At 37.1% G+C, this 17,466-nt stretch carries 20 protein-coding genes; 19 read left to right on the forward strand and 1 reads right to left on the reverse strand.

Going from position 1 to position 17,466, the window contains the following annotated elements:
• Nucleotides 1–18 precede the first annotated feature (18 nt).
• From fliM to BN986_RS11745, 16 genes are all read left to right on the forward strand, one after another.
• Nucleotides 19–1,011: a flagellar motor switch protein FliM gene (gene fliM / locus BN986_RS11670; RefSeq protein ID WP_040980127.1), complete on the forward strand. Its 993-nt coding sequence runs from the start codon at nucleotides 19–21 to the stop codon at nucleotides 1,009–1,011.
• Nucleotides 1,001–2,194 carry a flagellar motor switch phosphatase FliY gene (fliY, locus tag BN986_RS11675; RefSeq protein ID WP_040980129.1) on the forward strand — a complete coding sequence of 398 codons (1,194 nt, stop codon included), beginning with the start codon at nucleotides 1,001–1,003 and terminating at the stop codon, nucleotides 2,192–2,194. The genes fliM and fliY overlap by 11 nt, the downstream gene beginning before the upstream one ends.
• 189 nt (nucleotides 2,195–2,383) lie before the next feature.
• Nucleotides 2,384–2,746 carry a response regulator gene (locus BN986_RS11680; protein ID WP_040980131.1) on the forward strand — a complete coding sequence of 121 codons (363 nt, stop codon included), beginning with the start codon at nucleotides 2,384–2,386 and terminating at the stop codon, nucleotides 2,744–2,746.
• A 33-nt stretch (nucleotides 2,747–2,779) separates the two neighbouring features.
• A complete protein-coding gene (gene fliO, locus BN986_RS11685) occupies nucleotides 2,780–3,457 on the forward strand; it encodes a flagellar biosynthetic protein FliO (RefSeq protein ID WP_052400755.1) in 678 nt (225 codons plus the stop codon).
• Complete coding sequence (fliP, locus tag BN986_RS11690; RefSeq protein WP_040980132.1) at nucleotides 3,450–4,115, forward strand: flagellar type III secretion system pore protein FliP; 666 nt, start codon at nucleotides 3,450–3,452, stop codon at nucleotides 4,113–4,115. Before fliO ends, fliP begins: the two co-directional genes overlap by 8 nt.
• A 28-nt stretch (nucleotides 4,116–4,143) precedes the next feature.
• Nucleotides 4,144–4,413 (forward strand): flagellar biosynthesis protein FliQ, encoded by a 270-nt coding sequence (fliQ, locus tag BN986_RS11695; protein WP_040980134.1) that lies wholly within the window; start codon nucleotides 4,144–4,146, stop codon nucleotides 4,411–4,413.
• 5 nt (nucleotides 4,414–4,418) lie between these two features.
• Nucleotides 4,419–5,198 carry a flagellar biosynthetic protein FliR gene (gene fliR, locus BN986_RS11700; RefSeq protein WP_040980136.1) on the forward strand — a complete coding sequence of 260 codons (780 nt, stop codon included), beginning with the start codon at nucleotides 4,419–4,421 and terminating at the stop codon, nucleotides 5,196–5,198.
• Nucleotide 5,199: 1 nt separating this feature from the next.
• Complete coding sequence (gene flhB / locus BN986_RS11705) at nucleotides 5,200–6,279, forward strand: flagellar biosynthesis protein FlhB (protein WP_040980138.1); 1,080 nt, start codon at nucleotides 5,200–5,202, stop codon at nucleotides 6,277–6,279.
• Nucleotides 6,280–6,299: 20 nt separating this feature from the next.
• Nucleotides 6,300–8,333, forward strand: coding sequence for a flagellar biosynthesis protein FlhA (gene flhA, locus BN986_RS11710; protein ID WP_040980141.1), 2,034 nt, complete (start codon nucleotides 6,300–6,302; stop codon nucleotides 8,331–8,333).
• Nucleotides 8,330–9,445 carry a flagellar biosynthesis GTPase FlhF gene (flhF, locus tag BN986_RS11715; protein WP_040980143.1) on the forward strand — a complete coding sequence of 372 codons (1,116 nt, stop codon included), beginning with the start codon at nucleotides 8,330–8,332 and terminating at the stop codon, nucleotides 9,443–9,445. The genes flhA and flhF overlap by 4 nt, the downstream gene beginning before the upstream one ends.
• A complete protein-coding gene (locus BN986_RS11720) occupies nucleotides 9,442–10,293 on the forward strand; it encodes a MinD/ParA family protein (RefSeq protein ID WP_040980145.1) in 852 nt (283 codons plus the stop codon). The genes flhF and BN986_RS11720 overlap by 4 nt, the downstream gene beginning before the upstream one ends.
• Before the next feature lie 4 nt (nucleotides 10,294–10,297).
• Nucleotides 10,298–11,365 (forward strand): protein-glutamate methylesterase/protein-glutamine glutaminase, encoded by a 1,068-nt coding sequence (locus BN986_RS11725; protein ID WP_040980147.1) that lies wholly within the window; start codon nucleotides 10,298–10,300, stop codon nucleotides 11,363–11,365.
• Nucleotides 11,366–11,498: 133 nt separating this feature from the next.
• On the forward strand, nucleotides 11,499–11,978 hold the full coding sequence (locus tag BN986_RS11730) for a chemotaxis protein CheW (RefSeq protein WP_040980148.1): 480 nt from the start codon (nucleotides 11,499–11,501) through the stop codon (nucleotides 11,976–11,978).
• Entirely contained in the window at nucleotides 11,978–12,613 is a 636-nt protein-coding gene (locus BN986_RS11735) for a chemotaxis protein CheC (protein ID WP_040980151.1), read from the forward strand. The genes BN986_RS11730 and BN986_RS11735 overlap by 1 nt, the downstream gene beginning before the upstream one ends.
• Before the next feature lies 1 nt (nucleotide 12,614).
• A complete protein-coding gene (locus tag BN986_RS11740; RefSeq protein WP_040980153.1) occupies nucleotides 12,615–13,106 on the forward strand; it encodes a chemotaxis protein CheD in 492 nt (163 codons plus the stop codon).
• Between the two features lie 24 nt (nucleotides 13,107–13,130).
• Nucleotides 13,131–13,907, forward strand: a complete 777-nt coding sequence (locus tag BN986_RS11745) for a FliA/WhiG family RNA polymerase sigma factor (RefSeq protein WP_074435658.1) — start codon at nucleotides 13,131–13,133, stop codon at nucleotides 13,905–13,907.
• A gap of 311 nt (nucleotides 13,908–14,218) precedes the next feature.
• Here BN986_RS11745 and BN986_RS27010 read toward each other — a convergent pair whose 3' ends face one another.
• Complete coding sequence (locus BN986_RS27010) at nucleotides 14,219–14,380, reverse strand: hypothetical protein (RefSeq protein ID WP_157037074.1); 162 nt, start codon at nucleotides 14,378–14,380, stop codon at nucleotides 14,219–14,221.
• Nucleotides 14,381–14,595: 215 nt separating this feature from the next.
• On the opposite strand from BN986_RS27010, the gene BN986_RS11750 reads away from it, so the two are divergent.
• The 3 genes from BN986_RS11750 (at nucleotide 14,596) to tsf (ending at nucleotide 17,265) form a co-directional block, all read left to right on the forward strand.
• On the forward strand, nucleotides 14,596–15,060 hold the full coding sequence (locus tag BN986_RS11750) for a DUF6115 domain-containing protein (protein WP_040980157.1): 465 nt from the start codon (nucleotides 14,596–14,598) through the stop codon (nucleotides 15,058–15,060).
• 179 nt (nucleotides 15,061–15,239) lie between these two features.
• Nucleotides 15,240–15,998, forward strand: coding sequence for a 30S ribosomal protein S2 (gene rpsB, locus BN986_RS11755; RefSeq protein WP_040980159.1), 759 nt, complete (start codon nucleotides 15,240–15,242; stop codon nucleotides 15,996–15,998).
• A 382-nt stretch (nucleotides 15,999–16,380) separates the two neighbouring features.
• Complete coding sequence (tsf, locus tag BN986_RS11760) at nucleotides 16,381–17,265, forward strand: translation elongation factor Ts (protein WP_040980161.1); 885 nt, start codon at nucleotides 16,381–16,383, stop codon at nucleotides 17,263–17,265.
• Nucleotides 17,266–17,466 lie beyond the last annotated feature (201 nt).

The raw sequence follows: 17,466 nt of genomic DNA on the forward strand, positions 1-17,466 counted from the left end.
AGGAGGTGACCAAATTTAATGGATGAGGTATTATCACAAAATGAAATTGATGCCTTGCTTTCAGCGATAACATCAGGAGAAATGGATGCGGAAGAGTTGAAAAAAGAAGAAGATGAAAAACGGGTACGCGTATATGATTTTAAGAGAGCATTACGTTTTTCAAAAGACCAGATACGCAGCATTTCAAGATTACATGAGAATTATGCACGATTACTGACTACCTTTTTTGCTACACAACTTAGAACATATGTAAATATTAATGTTACCTCCGTTGACCAAGTACCATACGAAGAATTTATACGGTCTATACCGAAACCGACAGTGCTTAATATTTATAGTTTAGAACCATTAGACGGTAATTTAATCATGGAAATCAACCCTAATGTTGCATTTGCATTATTAGAGCGGCTACTTGGTGGAAAAGGCTCTACCGGTTCAAAAACAAGTAGTCTGACAGAAATTGAAAAGATTTTACTTACGCAATTGTTTGAGAAGGCAGAAATAAATTTAAAAGAAGCCTGGTCCTCTGTTGCAGATATTGAACCTGTGTTAGCAGAATTTGAAGAGAACCCCCAATTTATGCAAATTGTCGCTCCTACCGAAACAGTTGTTGTTGTTTCTTTAACTGCAATGATTGGAGAAGTTTCCGGTATGATTAATATATGTATTCCGCATATTATCTTAGAACCAATCATACCAAAGCTTTCTGCAAGCTATTGGATGCAGACAAATAAAAATAAAGATGAAAAAAGTCTGGAAAGAATGTCGCAATATCTTCAACATACAGATGTAGAAGTAAAAACAATTTTAGGGGAAGCGTCAATCAATATTGATGAATTTTTGAAGTTCTCTGTCGGTGATGTGATTGCATTGGATCAATCGATTGATTCACCATTAAAAATGGCTGTAAACGATGAATTTAAATTTTTGGTGCAACCAGGGAAGTATCGACAAAAAATGTCTGTACAAGTATTAGAGGAATTGAATGGGGTGATAGAAAATGATGAATGATGGCAAGCTGTCGCAAGAAGAAATAGATGCTCTGCTGAAGGTACCTGAAGATAATCAGGAAGATGACCAGCAGGAACAAACAGAAGACAATGAACTTTTAACGAGTATCGAAAAGGACACTTTGGGGGAAATTGGCAATATTTCCTTTGGAAGTTCAGCTACTACGCTGTCGACACTTTTAAACCAAAAGGTAGAGATTACAACACCTGTTGTTAAGGTAATTGGAAAAGAAGAATTAGAAGGCGAAGTTACATTTAGACCTGTAAGTGTTCAAGTTAATTACATAGAAGGCTTTTCTGGCAATAATGTTTTTTTCATTAAAACAGAAGATGCAGCAGTAATTGCGGATATTATGCTTGGTGGAGATGGAACCAATCCGGACGAAGAGCTGAATGAAATGCATCTTAGTGCTGTCCAGGAAGCCATGAATCAAATGATGGGTGCGGCTGCAACAAGTATGTCCACTGTATTTAATAAAAAAATAGATATTTCCCCTCCTGAGATTATTCATGGATTAGGAAATGAGAAAAAAGAAGTTTTATTTCAAGATGACGTTTATGTCAAAGTTTTTTTCAAGTTAATGGTTGGCAATTTAATAGATTCCAATATGGTACAGCTGGTTCCGCTGGATTTTGCGAAAGAATTAGTACAGCAATTAATGAATCCAGCTCCTGAAGTTGAAGCAGACGAACCGGAAGCAGCAGAAAGCCAAACTGCAGCAAGCATAAACACAAGTTCACACGTTAATGCAGCACCGGTAACAGAAAATAAGCAAGTAAAGCAGGAACAACCTATCAAACAGGCTGCTGCAGCGAATCAAAGAAATGAGGAAATCCTAGGCAGACCAAGTTCACAAGATGCAAATGTACAAGAAGCCGCATTTTCAAACTTCGAACATGCTCCATTGAACCATCAAGGACAGCGAAATCTAGATATGTTAATGGATATTCCTTTAAGAGTTACTGTTGAGCTGGGTAGAACGAAGCAATCAATTAAGGAAATTTTAGAACTTGGAGCAGGATCTATTATTGAATTAGACAAACTAGCAGGAGAACCTGTAGATATTCTTGTAAATGAAAAATTGGTTGCTGAAGGAGAAGTCGTGGTTATCGATGAAAATTTTGGTGTTCGAGTGACGGATATTGTTAGTCAATATGATAGAATCCAACATTTAAGGAAATAGAAGAGTATAAGCAAAGGCTCAAAAAGTCTCCAATAGGTTTTATCGGTAAATAATGATGGCCCTAGGGCAGATAAGACTTTAGCTACTATTTTTAATATAGAATTTGTTATCTGCTTATTAGCTTCAGTGAAAACCATCGGCAACTTTTGAACACGCACGATAATTTAGGATATTTAAGGAGAGAGAAAAATGAGTAAAAAGATTTTAATCATAGATGATGCAGCTTTTATGAGAATGATGATTAAGGACATTTTAACGAAAAATGATTTTGAAGTAGTTGCCGAGGCACAAGACGGTAATGAAGCTGTTGAAAAATATAAAGAGCATCAACCAGATTTAGTAACAATGGACATTACAATGCCGGAAAAAGACGGATTAGCAGCTTTGAAAGAAATACTTCAAGTTAATCCAGATGCAAAAGTAATTATGTGTTCAGCTATGGGGCAGCAAGCGATGGTTATTGATGCTATCCAGGCTGGAGCAAAAGATTTTATTGTTAAACCATTCCAAGCGGATCGTGTCATTGAAGCGATTCAAAAAGCACTAGGTTAAGTAAACTTCAATTTAAAAAGTGAGTTGACGAGGTTGAAGAAGCAATCATGGCGTATCTATGTGTTGGGAGTAGGAATTCTATTTTTTCTGCTGCTCCCAATCAGCGTAGGCGCAGAAGCAAATGTGTTAGACTGCCTTGAAAACGAAGAGGAGTGTAACGAAGAAGAAGTAAACATAGATAATGAACAGCTACAGCCGAATGAAAATGATGAGGATACAATCATGAATAATGACAATGAATTTTTAGTGGAGGACGATGCTGATAATTCATCTATGGGCTGGCAGATTGTTAGACTGATTATTGGTCTGGCTTTGGTATTAGGTTTAGTTTATGTTGTATTGAAATTTTTAGGAAAAAGAAATGGATTTAATCAGCAGCCGGGACTCCTGCGCAATGTAGGCGGAGTATCTGTTGGAGCGAATAAATCTGTTCAAATTATCCGTGTTGGAAACAAGTATTATCTTATTGGCGTTGGAGATAATGTGGAGCTTTTAGAGGAAATCGATGACCCTGAAACAATAGAACAGTTGATCAATCAGTCAACCGAGAAAGATACAGATGCATTATCATTCTTTTCAAGAGAAAAAAATAATAATGGGAAGAAATCATCTGGCAAGTCTTTTGATCAATTACTGACAAGGGAGCTGAAATCGATTCGTAAAAATCGCCAGGATTTGATTAACAAGCATAAGGACGATTTAAATGAATGATTTTATAGATATATTTTCAAGCTCTGACCCGACAAATATAGCAACCTCTGTGAGGCTGTTGTTATTATTAACGATTTTTTCCTTGGCTCCCGGGATTTTAATCTTGATGACCAGCTTTACGCGAATTATTATTGTTTTGTCATTTGTACGTACATCATTAGCTACACAGCAGATGCCCCCGAATCAGGTATTGATTGGTATTGCTCTATTTTTGACCTTCTTTATCATGGCTCCAACCTTTTCGGAAGTCTATGAACAAGGCTTATCTCCACTTTTTGAAGAGGAGATTACTTTGGATGAAGCTTATGAAAATGCAAGTATTCCGTTAAAAGAATTTATGGCCCAACATACAAGGCAGAAGGATTTGCAATTGTTTATAAGCTATACAGAGGCAGAACCACCAGAAACGGTACAAGATATTCCGTTAACCACCTTAGTTCCTGCGTTTGCAATTAGTGAATTAAAAACGGCATTTCAAATGGGTTTTATGATTTTTATCCCATTTTTAATTATCGATATGGCTGTAGCAAGTATATTGATGTCCATGGGGATGATGATGCTGCCGCCGGTAATGATTTCATTGCCATTTAAAATATTACTATTTGTATTGGTGGATGGCTGGTATTTGATTACGCAGTCACTACTCGGTGGTTTCTAGAAAGGATACATCGGAAGGAGTACAATCAATGAGTAGTGAATTAGTATTAACTCTGGCGGAACGGGGGATTTTTACCATTTTATTAATAACCGTTCCTTTGCTGCTGTTAGCTTTAGCAGTTGGTTTACTAGTAAGTATTTTTCAAGCAACAACACAAATTCAAGAACAAACATTGGCATTTATTCCTAAAATCCTGGCGGTATTACTCGGTCTCGTATTTTTTGGGCCGTGGATGTTGACAACCATTGTTGAATTTACTTCCAATCTATATATGAATATTAACCAATACATAGGGTAGCTCAGATGATTGAGATGATAAATTGGAACCTTGTTCCTGCGTTCATGCTGATATTTGTAAGGCTTATGGCATTCTTTGTGATTATGCCTTTATTCTCTTATCGGTCTGTTCCTGTTCAATTTAAAATAGGAATCAGTTTTTTCCTGACAATTATTTTAATTTCTACGGTAGACATCAGTAATGTTGCGCTGAATGATTTGTATTTATTTCTACTGGTTAAAGAAGCTCTGGTTGGTATTTGTATCGGACTAATTGCATTTATTTTAGTATCAGCGATTCAGGTTGCCGGGGGATTTATTGATTTTCAAATGGGGTTTGCTATTGCCAATGTTGTAGATCCGCAGACAGGTGCGCAAAGTCCGTTGACCGGTCAATATTTCTATATTATTGCCTTGTTATTTTTATTATCTGTAGACGGTCATCATATGATCTTAAATGGAATGATGAACAGCTTTTCCTATATTCCCTTGGATCAATTTATTCCTTTTGGGCGGGAAAGTATTGTGGAATTAGTATTAACTACTTTTAATACGATGTTCATCATTGCTTTTCAAATCGCAATTCCCATTGTAGGGTGTTTGTTTTTAGTGGATGTTGCTTTAGGAATTATCGCACGTACCGTACCACAGATGAATGTGTTTGTTGTTGGGTTGCCAATAAAAATTCTGGTGAGTTTTGCAGCAATTCTTGTGTTTCTTGCATTGTATATTGGGCTTTTACAAGCAGTTTTTGAGGCAATGTACCGTGTGATGGAGCAGTTAATGGCTTTATTTGGAGGTGTTTAATGTGAAGTTAACATTAGACTTACAATTTTTTGCAGGTGAAAAAACAGAAAAAGCCACTCCAAAGAAAAGGCAGGACGAACGAAAAAAAGGACGTATTGCTAAAAGTCAGGATATTAATACAGCTATTTTGCTGCTGGGATGTTTTATCGGGCTGTTTGTTTTTGGCGGTTATATCCTGGAGTATATGACAAGCTTTTATAGAAAATCATTTACAGAATACATTCATTGGGATGTAACAAATAATTCGGTTCAAACAATGTTTAATGATTCATTCCTCCAAGCTGTTCTGATGGTTGCTCCAATTATGCTGATTGCTGTTATAGCTGGTGTCGCAGCAAACCTTTTACAAGTTAAATTCTTATTTACGACAGAACCATTAAAGTTTGATTTAAAAAAAATTGATCCAATTAAAGGTGCGAAGCGGATTTTTTCAATTCGTGCTTTAGTGGAATTCCTGAAATCTTTGCTGAAAATTACATTGGTCGGAGCAGTGACATTTACAGTTATCTGGATGAATAAAGATCAGATGCTGATGACAGCATTTTTAGATGCAGAGGGAGCGCTGGGTTTTTTTGCACAAGTTACTACGATCATGGCATTTTCGGCAGTGGCTTTATTAATCTTTTTAGGTGTTCTTGATTATTTGTATCAAAAATATGATTTTGAAAAAAACATTCGTATGTCTAAGCAAGATATCAAGGATGAGTATAAAAATGTTGAAGGGGACCCTTTAATTAAATCAAAAATGAAAGAAAAGCAGCGACAAATGGCAACTAGAAGAATGATGAGTGAAGTTCCGGGGGCAGATGTGATTATTACCAACCCAACTCATTATGCAATTGCAATTAAATATGACGAAGCGAAAGCAGAAGCTCCGTTTGTTGTTGCGAAAGGTACCGATAGTATTGCCCAGCGAATTAAAGAAATTGCAAAAGAACACCATGTTCAAATGGTAGAGAATCGTTCTCTAGCAAGATCGCTATATGCTACAACCGAAATTGGGGAAGTTATTCCGGAAGAATATTTTCAGCCTGTAGCAGAAGTTCTTGCTTATGTGTATCAAATGGAGAAAAAAGCGTAAGAAGTTAGGAGAGAATGGAAATGAAGTTCCGGGATATTGCGGTTCTTATAGGCGTTATACTAGTCATTATCATGCTGGTTATTCCTTTGCCTGGAGAACTTTTGAGTCTTTTCATATTAGTTAATATAATACTTGCACTGGTTGTTATTTTAGTAGCAATGAATACAACGGAACCATTACAATTTTCCGTGTTCCCAACGTTGATATTGCTTTTGACATTATTCCGGTTAGCTTTAAATGTGTCCACCACCCGGGCCATTCTCTCTGAAGGTGACGCAGGAGGAGTTGTTGAAACGTTTGGCTCCTTTGTTATTGGAAATAACCCTTTAGTTGGATTTGTTGTATTTATTATTTTAGTTATTATTAATTTTATTGTGATCACAAAAGGTGCAGAACGTGTATCGGAAGTGGCTGCCAGATTTTCCCTCGATGGAATGCCGGGAAAACAGATGAGTGTTGATGCAGATTTAAATGCTGGTCTAATTACAGAAAGTCAAGCGAAAGAGCGCCGTGAAAAAATTGAAAATGAAGCGGACTTTCATGGTTCCATGGATGGGGCAAGTAAATTCGTAAAAGGTGATGCCATCGCCGGAATTGTTATCGTTCTAATTAATGTCCTTTTTGGTATGATTATTGGTGTTGCGCAAATGGGCATGTCTTTGTCAGAGTCCGTTGAACTATTTACACGGCTTACGGTTGGGGATGGTTTGGTTAGTCAAATTCCAGCACTGCTTATTTCGACTGCAACAGGGATTGTTGTTACAAGATCTGCGAGAGGAAGTAATTTAAGTTCAGATGTAACAGGGCAACTGTTGCAATTTCCGAAGCTTTTATATATAGCAGCAGGAACCATTTTCCTGCTTGGTTTGACTCCAATTAATTTTTTCTTAACAACGCTTCTTGCAGCTTTTTTGGCGTTTAGCGGTTATTGGATGGAGAAGAAAAGTGTGGAGCCGGAAGAGGTCACAGAAGAAGAGGAAGAAGAAACGGAATCAACCGCTCTTAAACAGCAGGAAAACGTGGTTAATCTCTTAAATATGGATCCGATTGAATTTGAATTTGGTTATGGGCTCATTCCATTAGCTGATACATCTCAAGGTGGTGATCTCTTGGACAGGGTTATTATGATACGGAGACAGCTAGCTATTGAGTTAGGATTAGTAATACCTGTAGTAAGAATTAGAGACAATATTCAGCTTCAACCAAATGAATACCAATTGAAAATAAAAGGGGATGTAGTTGCTAGTGGCGAATTAATGCTAGATCATTATTTGGCTATGGCTCCTGACTTTTTAGAGGATGATATTGAAGGAATTGATACACAAGAGCCTGCATTTGGTCTTCCTGCAAAATGGATCAGTGAAAATGTAAAAGATGAAGCAGAGTTGTCTGGTTATACGGTCGTGGATCCTCCTTCTGTTGTATCGACGCATCTGACAGAGGTTATTAAAAAATATGCATTTGAACTCTTAGGAAGAGAAGAAACGAAACAGCTTATTGATCATTTAAAAGAAACGAATCCAATCTTAGTGGAAGAAGTAACTCCTGAACCACTATCGGTCGGTGACGTTCAGAAAGTATTGGCGAAGCTTTTGAGAGAAGGGGTATCTATCCGGAACCTGCCGGTGATTTTTGAAACATTAGCTGATTTTGCCAGATTGACAAATGATACCGATGTTTTAGGTGAGTATGTCCGACAAGGATTAGCATCGCAAATTACGAAGAGCTTTGTAAAAGATGATAATTCGCTTAAAGTAATTACGATTTCTGGGAAAATTGAAAAAGCGATTGCTGATCATATTCAACAGACAGAACATGGAAATTACTTAGCCTTGGACCCAGATCAGCAGCAAGAAATTGTACAAGCCATTCATAAAGAAGCGGAAAAAGTATCACTACAGGAAGAAACAACGATTATAATATGTTCTCCAGCAGTACGGATGTATTTGAAGCAATTATTAGACCGGTTCTTACCTCAAGTTGTGGTGTTGTCGTATAATGAATTAGAACCGTCAGTTGAGGTACAAAGTGTTGGGGTGGTGAATATCGCATGAAGATAAAGAAATATAAAGCTCCGTCCATGCCGGAAGTGATGAAGCAGGTCAGGAAAGATTTTGGTACGGATGCGGTGATTCTGCAATCCAGACAAATTAAATCAGGTGGCGTATTAGGTCTTTTTAAAAAGAATTATATAGAGGTTGTTGCCGGTTACGACCCTGATCCGGTCAAACCTGCTAAAAAGGCTGCTATGAAAAAGGAGGCTCCTGCTCCTAAGAAAGAGAACCTTCAGGAGGACTTAGCAGATGTTCCACACTCAAAAGAAATGGAACAGGTCTATAACCTGTTAGCAGCGCAGAGCAGACAGCTTCAGCTTAAGTTTACACCGGATGAACAGCTGGTTTATGATCGTTTAATAACCCGGGAGGTTCTGCCTGATATTGCTTTGGATATTGTTAAGGAAGCAGCCAATATGATTGTTTCCTCTAAAGAAGATACGGCACAAACATTAAAGCAAATGGTTCATGAAAGCATAGAAAAGCGTTTAGAAAATCTGCAGTTAGGTTTCTCATATCCATATAAAGTAATTCAATTTGTCGGACCTACCGGTGTAGGAAAAACAACCACGATTGCAAAAATCGCTGCCCAGATGCAATTGACAGAAAACAAAAGAATCGCATTTATTACGTTGGATACGTACCGGATAGCAGCTGTGGAGCAATTAAAAACATATGCAAAAATTCTTCATATCCCTGTACAAGTGGCATATAACAAACAAGAATATCGTCAGTACATTGAACAATTGCAGCAGGATTATGATGTGATTTTAGTAGATACTGCCGGCAGAAATTATCGGGATGAAGCGTACTTAACAGATTTAGTAGACTGGGTAAATCCCAATGAGGTAACGAATTACTTAGTGTTATCTATGACAGCAAAACCAAAAGATTTTTTGGATATTTACGGAAAGTTTGCTGCTATTGGCATTCATGGCCTTATCTTGACGAAGTTTGATGAAACAGAACAATACGGGAATATTTTAAATGCAGTATCCACTTACGATGATATTCGAATCGGTTTTATAACAAATGGGCAAGATGTGCCTGAGGATATGATTCATCCAACATTCAGTCAACTTAGCCATTATATTACAGGTGAAGGACAATGAGTTATGATCAAGCCGAAAAGCTTCGAAACCAACTTTCCCTGGAAAGAAAAGCAAAAACGATTGCTGTGTGCAGTGGTAAAGGCGGGGTAGGCAAATCAAACTTTACACTTAATTTTTCTATTAAACTCTCTCAGGAAAACTATAAAATATTAGTTTTTGATTTAGATGTTGGAATGGGGAATATCGATTTACTTTTGGGTATGCAAACAGAGTCCTCAATTGCCGATGTATTAAATAACCGTATTTCCATTCAGGACGCCATTGTAAAAAGTCCTTACGGCATTGACTATATTCCTGGAGGTTCTGGTCTTCACGGTTTTTTAGAAATGGATGCACATAAAAAAGCGATTTTTTATCAAGGACTGGAGAAGTTATTAAAAGAATATGATTATGTATTTTTTGATATGGGAGCAGGCGTTACAGAGACAGCATTATTTTTTATTTTGGCAGCAGATGAATGTTTTGTTGTAACGACACCTGAACCAACTTCCATTACAGATGCATATGGAATGGTAAAGCATATTTTATCCAATCAAGCCGATATGCCCATTTATACGATCTTAAATCGTTCAGGTAATAAAATAGATGGCAGTAATATTCTCGATAATTTTCATACCGTTATTGATCGTTTCTTAGATGGAAATGCTCGGGGCTTAGGTTTCATTCCAGAAGACGACAATATTATGAAAGCTGTCATGCATCAAAAGCCATATACGATAATATATCCCAAAACGAAAGCTGCAAAAGCGGTAGATTTGATTCTGCAAAACTACGTAAAGCAAGTGAATCGAACGATGCGTAAATCTGGCAGTTTCATAGAGCGGATAAAGCATTTTATGAAAGGGTGAGATAATGGCTCTAATTAATGTTCTTGTCGTAGATGATTCTGCATTTATGAGAAAAATGATTACAGAAATCTTAACGGAGGACGGCAGATTTCATGTAGCAGGAACTGCCGTAAATGGCGCTGATGGTGTGAATAAAGTAAAGAAGCTGCATCCAGATGTCGTGACCATGGATGTACAAATGCCAAAGTTGGATGGTTTAGAGGCATTAAAACAAATTATGAAAGAATGTCCTGCCTCGGTAGTTATGCTGTCTAGCGAAACAAGAAAAGGTGCCGATTATACCATCCAGGCTATTTCAACAGGTGCTGTTGATTTTATTACAAAGCCGTCCGGAGCTATTTCATTAGATATAAAAAAGGTAGAAAAAGAAATATGTGACAAAGTATACACGGCTGCAACAGTGAAGGTACATAAAAAAATAAATGGAGCAGAGAAGCATGTCCCGATAGAGCAGATACAGCAACCGTTAACCATGCCTGAGAAACCTTCCCTCTCCTCAAAAAAACTAATTGCAATAGGGACATCTACTGGAGGGCCGAGAGCTTTACAGAAAGTGATTACTGCTTTACCAAAAAATCTTCGTGTTCCTGTTGCTGTCGTGCAACATATGCCTCCTGGATTTACTGCATCCTTATCAGAACGGTTGAATCAAATCAGTCAGGTAGCTGTTAAAGAAGCTGAGCATGGAGAATTAATGAAAAAAGGAACGGTCTACATTGCACCAGGCGGATATCATATGGAAGTAAAGAGCAGTGGTATGGCATTAATTATTTCATTAAATCAACAACCGCCGGATAACGGTCATCGTCCATCCGTAAATACGTTATTCCGTTCCCTTTGTGCTCTAAAGAATTATCAGATTGTAACATGTATCTTAACTGGGATGGGAAATGACGGAACACTTGGCTTAAAAGAATTAAAAAAAGTAAATTCTCACGTATTATCACTTGCAGAGACAGAAGAGACTGCAATTGTTTATGGAATGCCGAAATCTATTATTAAGGAAGGACTAGCTGATTATCAAGTACCCTTAAATCAAATGGCTAGCCAATTGAGCAATCTTGTGAACTAAGGAAATATAATATTTTTCTGAATTAATTTTTATTTTGGAAGATCTTCGTCTAGCTCTAAGTGCCCAACTAAGGCATTCGTGAATGCCAAGTTTTCTTTATTAAGTAACGAATAATTTGAAGGGATCGATTTGAATGATACAAGAACAGTTAACTCCAGAAAGATTAGAAAAAACAATCATTTTTGATTTAAATGACAGTGAATATGGACTGCCAGTAAATTTTGTAGAATCTATCGAGACAGCCTTGCCAATCACTCGTGTGCCACATGATCAAAACTATATAAAAGGAGTTATTAATCTAAGAGGAAAGATTATTCCTGTAATCGATTTGCGAATTCGTTTAGGAGAAGTGCGGGAGCATCGTAATGAAGAAGACCAAATTATTATCACTCGAATTGGTGAAACACAGGTAGGGTTAATTATAGATAGTGCAAATGACGTTTTAGATATTCCGGAAAACCTTTTGGAAACTCCTCCAGAAACAATTGGTACAGTGAAAAAAGAATATATTCATTCCATTGTTCACTTTGATGATCGACTGATTGTTTTATTAGATATTTATAAATTATTAAATTTAGAGGAAATAAAGACACAGGGAATGGATGATCATTAATGGATGTTTTTCAATTAACGACTTTTCAGAAGGATATCTTAAAAGAGATCGGGAATATTGGTGCTGGAAATGCAGCAACATCTTTATCACAACTATTAGGACAAAAAATAGATATGATGGTCCCTAATGTGGAAGTTGCTGATTTTAATGAAGTAATTGAATTAGTCGGCGGTCCGGAACAGCCAATTGTTGGACTGATGTTTCAGGTAGAAGGAGAAATAACTGGAGTCATGGCCATTGTTGTAGATATTGAAGAAGCAGAGTACCTTGTACAAAAGTTAACGCATAATCCTGCGTTTCAATTATCCGAACAAACAAATGGAGCAGAATTAGAGATTGCGATGTCTGCACTAGGAGAAATTGGTAATATTTTAACAGGATCGTATCTCACCGCGCTTTCTGATTTTACAGGTATGAATTTACAGCCGTCTGTTCCCCATCTTGGAATGGATATGGCCGGTGCTATCATGACAATGGGATTGTTGGAAATTTCTCAGGTAACGGATTATGCAATTATTATTGATACGGAAATAAGGCAAGAGGAGCAGGGTCATGAACAAATTAGAGGAAATTTTCTTTTTATCCCTGATCCGGAATCCTTTCAAAAGCTCTTTGCCAAATTAGGATGGAATTAATATGAGTACGATAAAAACAATTGTAAATGTTGGTATTGCAGATACGAAAACCGTTCGCTCTCCTAATACAATTCGTACGTTGGGGCTTGGTTCCTGCGTTGGAACAGTATTATATGATGAAAGGAACGGCATAGCAGGCTTGTCCCATATTTTATTGCCTGATTCCAGTCAAGCAAGAGCCGGCAATGTAAGTCCAATGAAATATGCAGATACAGCTATTCCCCAGCTGTTAGAAATGTTACAAGGTCAGGGAGCCAGAAATATGAAAGCTAAAATAGCGGGGGGAGCACAAATGTTTCAAGTTGGCAAGGGAACAAGTTTTATGAGGATAGGCGATAAAAATATTGAAGCAGTCCAAGACGCGCTCCAGAAATTAAATATTAAAGTTGTTTCCTCGGATGTAGGCGGCAATTTAGGGAGAACCATTGAATTTGATCCAGTCACTTCAAAACTTTCCATCAGAAAACGTAATCATGATGTTTTTACAATTTAACCGATTTGAAAGGAGTATGTCATCTTGAACGCATTAGACCCTTCACAAGAACAAGTGTTATGGAAAAATTGGATGACCAATCAAGATAATGAATCAGCAAATATACTTATTGAGAACTACATGTATCTTGTTTCCTTTCACACGGAAAGAATTGTAAGTCAATTACCTAATAGTGTTGATCGTGAAGAAATACGCAGCTATGGTTTGCTGGGGCTTTATGACGCATTGCATAAGTTCGAGTTGAAACGTGATTTGAAATTTGATACATATGCTTCATTTCGAATTAAAGGTTCTATTATAGATGGTCTAAGAAAAGAAGACTGGCTGCCCCGTTCCATCCGTGAGAAAACAAAAAAAGTGGAGCAGGCAAGTGAACTTTTTGAGCAAAAACATCAACGTGTAGCGCAGCCAGAGGACATAGCTGAGATAACAGGAATGCCCATTCAAGAAGTAGAAACAACATTACGAGATATGGTTTTAAGTAACATGCTGTCTATTGAAGATAAACCAAAAGGGCATGAGAATGATTTAAAAGAAGGTATTGGTTACAATGTCTCAGATAAACCGGAGCTTAGTCCGGAAGCCCGGCTTATCCAAGAGGAGTGGAAGGGTGAATTAATAGAAGGTATCAAGTCATTAAATGAAAAAGAACAGCTTGTTATTAGTCTTTTCTATCAGGAAGAATTAACCTTTACAGAGATTGGACAGGTACTTGAATTAACGACTTCCCGAATTTCACAGATCCATAAGCGAAGTATTGTTAAATTACGTTCAACCCTGCAAAAAATTACACAGATTTAATATAAAGTACTCAACTCTTTCGTACATTAAAAAGTAACTTCATTTCTATAGGAACAGGAGTGGATTATTCTTTTGATAACTTCCTTGACCAAGGATAGCAGGTGAGGTGTAAGGCGACCGCTGCGGCGGACCGTTTTGCTTTCCTAGGGGCACGCTCTTCAGCTAACTTTTGCCAAGAAGAGCACTTGGCAAAAGTGGATCTTCAGATGGTGCTGATCCCTTAGGAGTCAAAACGGTCCGCCTCCGCTAGTAAAGTGTTCTATATGTGGAATAGTTGAACAAATAAAAGTAGATCAGGCAGAACATATTTTTTATGCTGCATGGTAAAAATGTTCAGCAATAATTTCTTTTTGTGCATGAGAGCTATTATTGATGTTAATTATCCATGCTGTTTTGATTCGAACTGCTAAACCATCCATTTGAAATAACGGAATGATCTTGTCATCAAGCGATAGAGATACTATTTCGTCCACCCCAACAGTATGTTATTTCTTATATTCGCTGTAGAATTCTAACTAAGCGGAGTGGTTGGCCGGAGCGGGAGTGTATACTATCATTCGTTCAAAAAAGCTGATTTAATCAAAAGCAAGCACAATAATGAAGAACATGATAACCTTGGAATGGCAAGATATATATGCTTATTCTTAGGTGCGAAAGTTGAGTAAAGTATGTATGGAAAGGAAAAAATATGTCAACATTACTATGGATGATCAGCTTTTTATTACATGGCATTTCAATATTAGCTGTTTATTTATTATTAAAGGATAGGCAGAACAATAGCGGAAATAAGCAAACAGAAAATGTGTTGAAAGAGACGCTGGAAGAAATACGGAAAGAGAATCGGATGCTGCAGGAGCTTTTACAGGAGGATAGACAGTTCTATAAAAAAACTGCTGATAAGGACGAAATAAAACAAACACCTTTAATTCCTGTAAAAGATGATGATGAGACTCCTGTGGCAGCTGAAAAAAAGCTGGAAGATATAGAAAAACTTTCGTCAGACATTTATCATGATGAAGTAGAAACTTCCTTAGAAGCAAAAATACTGCAGCTCCATGCAAATGGGGAAACGGTAGATGAAATTGCTAAAAAACTTAACTGCGGAAAAACGGAAGCTGAAATAATCATTAAAATGCACCAAAAAAAGTCATAGAAATCACTTGCCTACACGGTAATGTTATGGTATAGTAACTTTTGGTGTAAATAGTCTATCTATCATTAGTTAGCTAAAAATCACACACGCATTTGGATTTATAAGATTGGTGCTGAACGACAGTATTCTTATAAAGAAGAAAAGTGCGGAGGAATAAAACCAATTAGGAGGAATTTATTATGGCAGCAATTTCAATGAAACAATTGCTAGAAGCTGGTGTACACTTTGGTCACCAAACACGTCGTTGGAATCCAAAAATGAAAAAATACATTTTTACGGAGCGTAACGGCATCTACATCATCGACTTACAAAAGACAGTTAAAAAAGTGGATGAAGCGTACAACTACGTTAAGGAGATCGCTGGAAACGGCGGTACAATTCTTTTCGTTGGTACAAAAAAACAAGCACAAGATTCAGTACGTGATGAAGCTATCCGTTCTGGAATGTTCTTTGTAAACCAACGTTGGTTAGGTGGAACATTAACGAACTTCCAAACTATTCGCAAACGTATCAATCGTTTGAAAGACATTGAAAAAATGGAAGAGGACGGTACATTTGATGTACTGCCTAAAAAAGAAGTAGTAAACTTATTGAAAGAAAAAGATCGTCTTGTTAAATTCCTAGGCGGTATTAAAGAAATGAAGAAGCTTCCAGATGCTTTATTTGTAATCGATCCTCGTAAAGAGCGTATTGCAATTGCAGAAGCTCATAAATTAAACATTCCAATCATTGGAATTGTTGATACAAACTGTGATCCGGATGAAATCGATTATGTAATCCCTGCAAACGACGATGCAATCCGTGCAGTAAAACTTCTTACTTCAAAAATGGCAGATGCTATTCTGGAAGTAAAACAAGGTGAAGAAACAGAAGAAGCTGTTTCTGAACAAGATCAATTAGAAGCAGAAGTTACAGAAGAAGCTGCTTCCCAAGAGTAATCTTTTAAAAGGTGAGGGTGATAAGAGGATAGAAGCCTTTTATCACCCTTTTTTCAGGAAAGAAATTATGGCGTGCACAAATCGATATAGGCTGATTTTTAATTTATCTGTTTCTTTTTTTACAATAAAAGTGGATAATGATTCAATAATAAAACTAACTAGCGGAGGAAAAATACGGAGACTCCTGTGGGAACGCACAATGGGAAGACCCCGCAAAAAAAAAAGTGAACTTCTTTTTTTTTCGAGGAGGCTGAGCTCAAGCCCACGGAAAGCGTAGTGTTTTTCCGTAGCGGTCACTATGAAGCTTCTTGTTGTCTATGCAGATAATGAAAGTATTTTAATTTCAACTTGTATAATTGAATATTTTAAGGAGGAATTTAACATGGCAGTAACTGCTCAAATGGTTAAAGAATTACGTGAAAAAACAGGTGCAGGAATGATGGATTGTAAAAAAGCACTAACAGAAACAAACGGAGATATGGAACAAGCAATTGATTTTCTTCGTGAAAAAGGGATGGCAAAAGCTGCTAAGAAAGCGGACCGCGTTGCAGCTGAAGGCTTAACTCATATTGAAATAGATGGAAATAAAGCTGCAATTATTGAAGTAAACTGTGAAACAGACTTCGTTACAAAAAATGAGCAATTTAAACAATTGCTTTCTGATATTGGAAAACACATTGTAAAAAATAACCCTGCATCTGTAGAAGAAGCTTTACAACAAAATTTTTTAGATGGATCTGAAACAATTGATAATGCAATTACTACAGCTGTTTCGAAAATCGGAGAAAAAATTTCTCTTCGCCGTTTTACTGTTTTAGAAAAAACAGATAATGATGCTTTTGGAGCTTACCTTCATATGGGCGGACGTATCGGAGTGCTTTCTTTATTAGAAGGTACTACAGATGAAGAAGTTGCTAAAGATGTTGCGATGCATGTAGCTGCTATCAATCCTCGCTACGTATCTCGTGATGAAGTTGCTGAAGAAGAAGTAAATCGTGAGCGCGAAACGCTTAAAACACAAGCATTAAACGAAGGTAAACCAGAAAATATTGTTGAAAAAATGGTGGAAGGCCGTCTAGGTAAATTCTTTGAAGAAATTGTTCTTTTAGAGCAAAGCTTTGTCAAAGATCCGGACCAAAAAGTGAAAAAATATGTTGGAGATAAAGGTGCTTCTGTAAAAGCTTTCGTTCGTTATGAAGTGGGCGAAGGAATGGAAAAACGTGAAGATAACTTTGCGGAAGAAGTAATGAGCCAAATTAAAAAATAAGTTTTACAAATTAGGGGACATTAATTTGTTCCCTTCTTTGTAGGGGATACGAACCCCCTATTTATTACAGTGGAACTGGCTGCAAAGCTCACGTCTCAAGAATAGAAAAAACTCGAAAATTCTGGGCGGGAGCCGGAAGACCAGAAATGGCTTGACCGGTTTAACTATTATTCAGCGGGGGTAGAATCCTCCGTTGAATAC

The organism is Oceanobacillus jeddahensis, assembly GCF_000750635.1.
Classification (GTDB): Bacteria; Bacillota; Bacilli; order Bacillales; family Amphibacillaceae; genus Oceanobacillus; species Oceanobacillus jeddahense.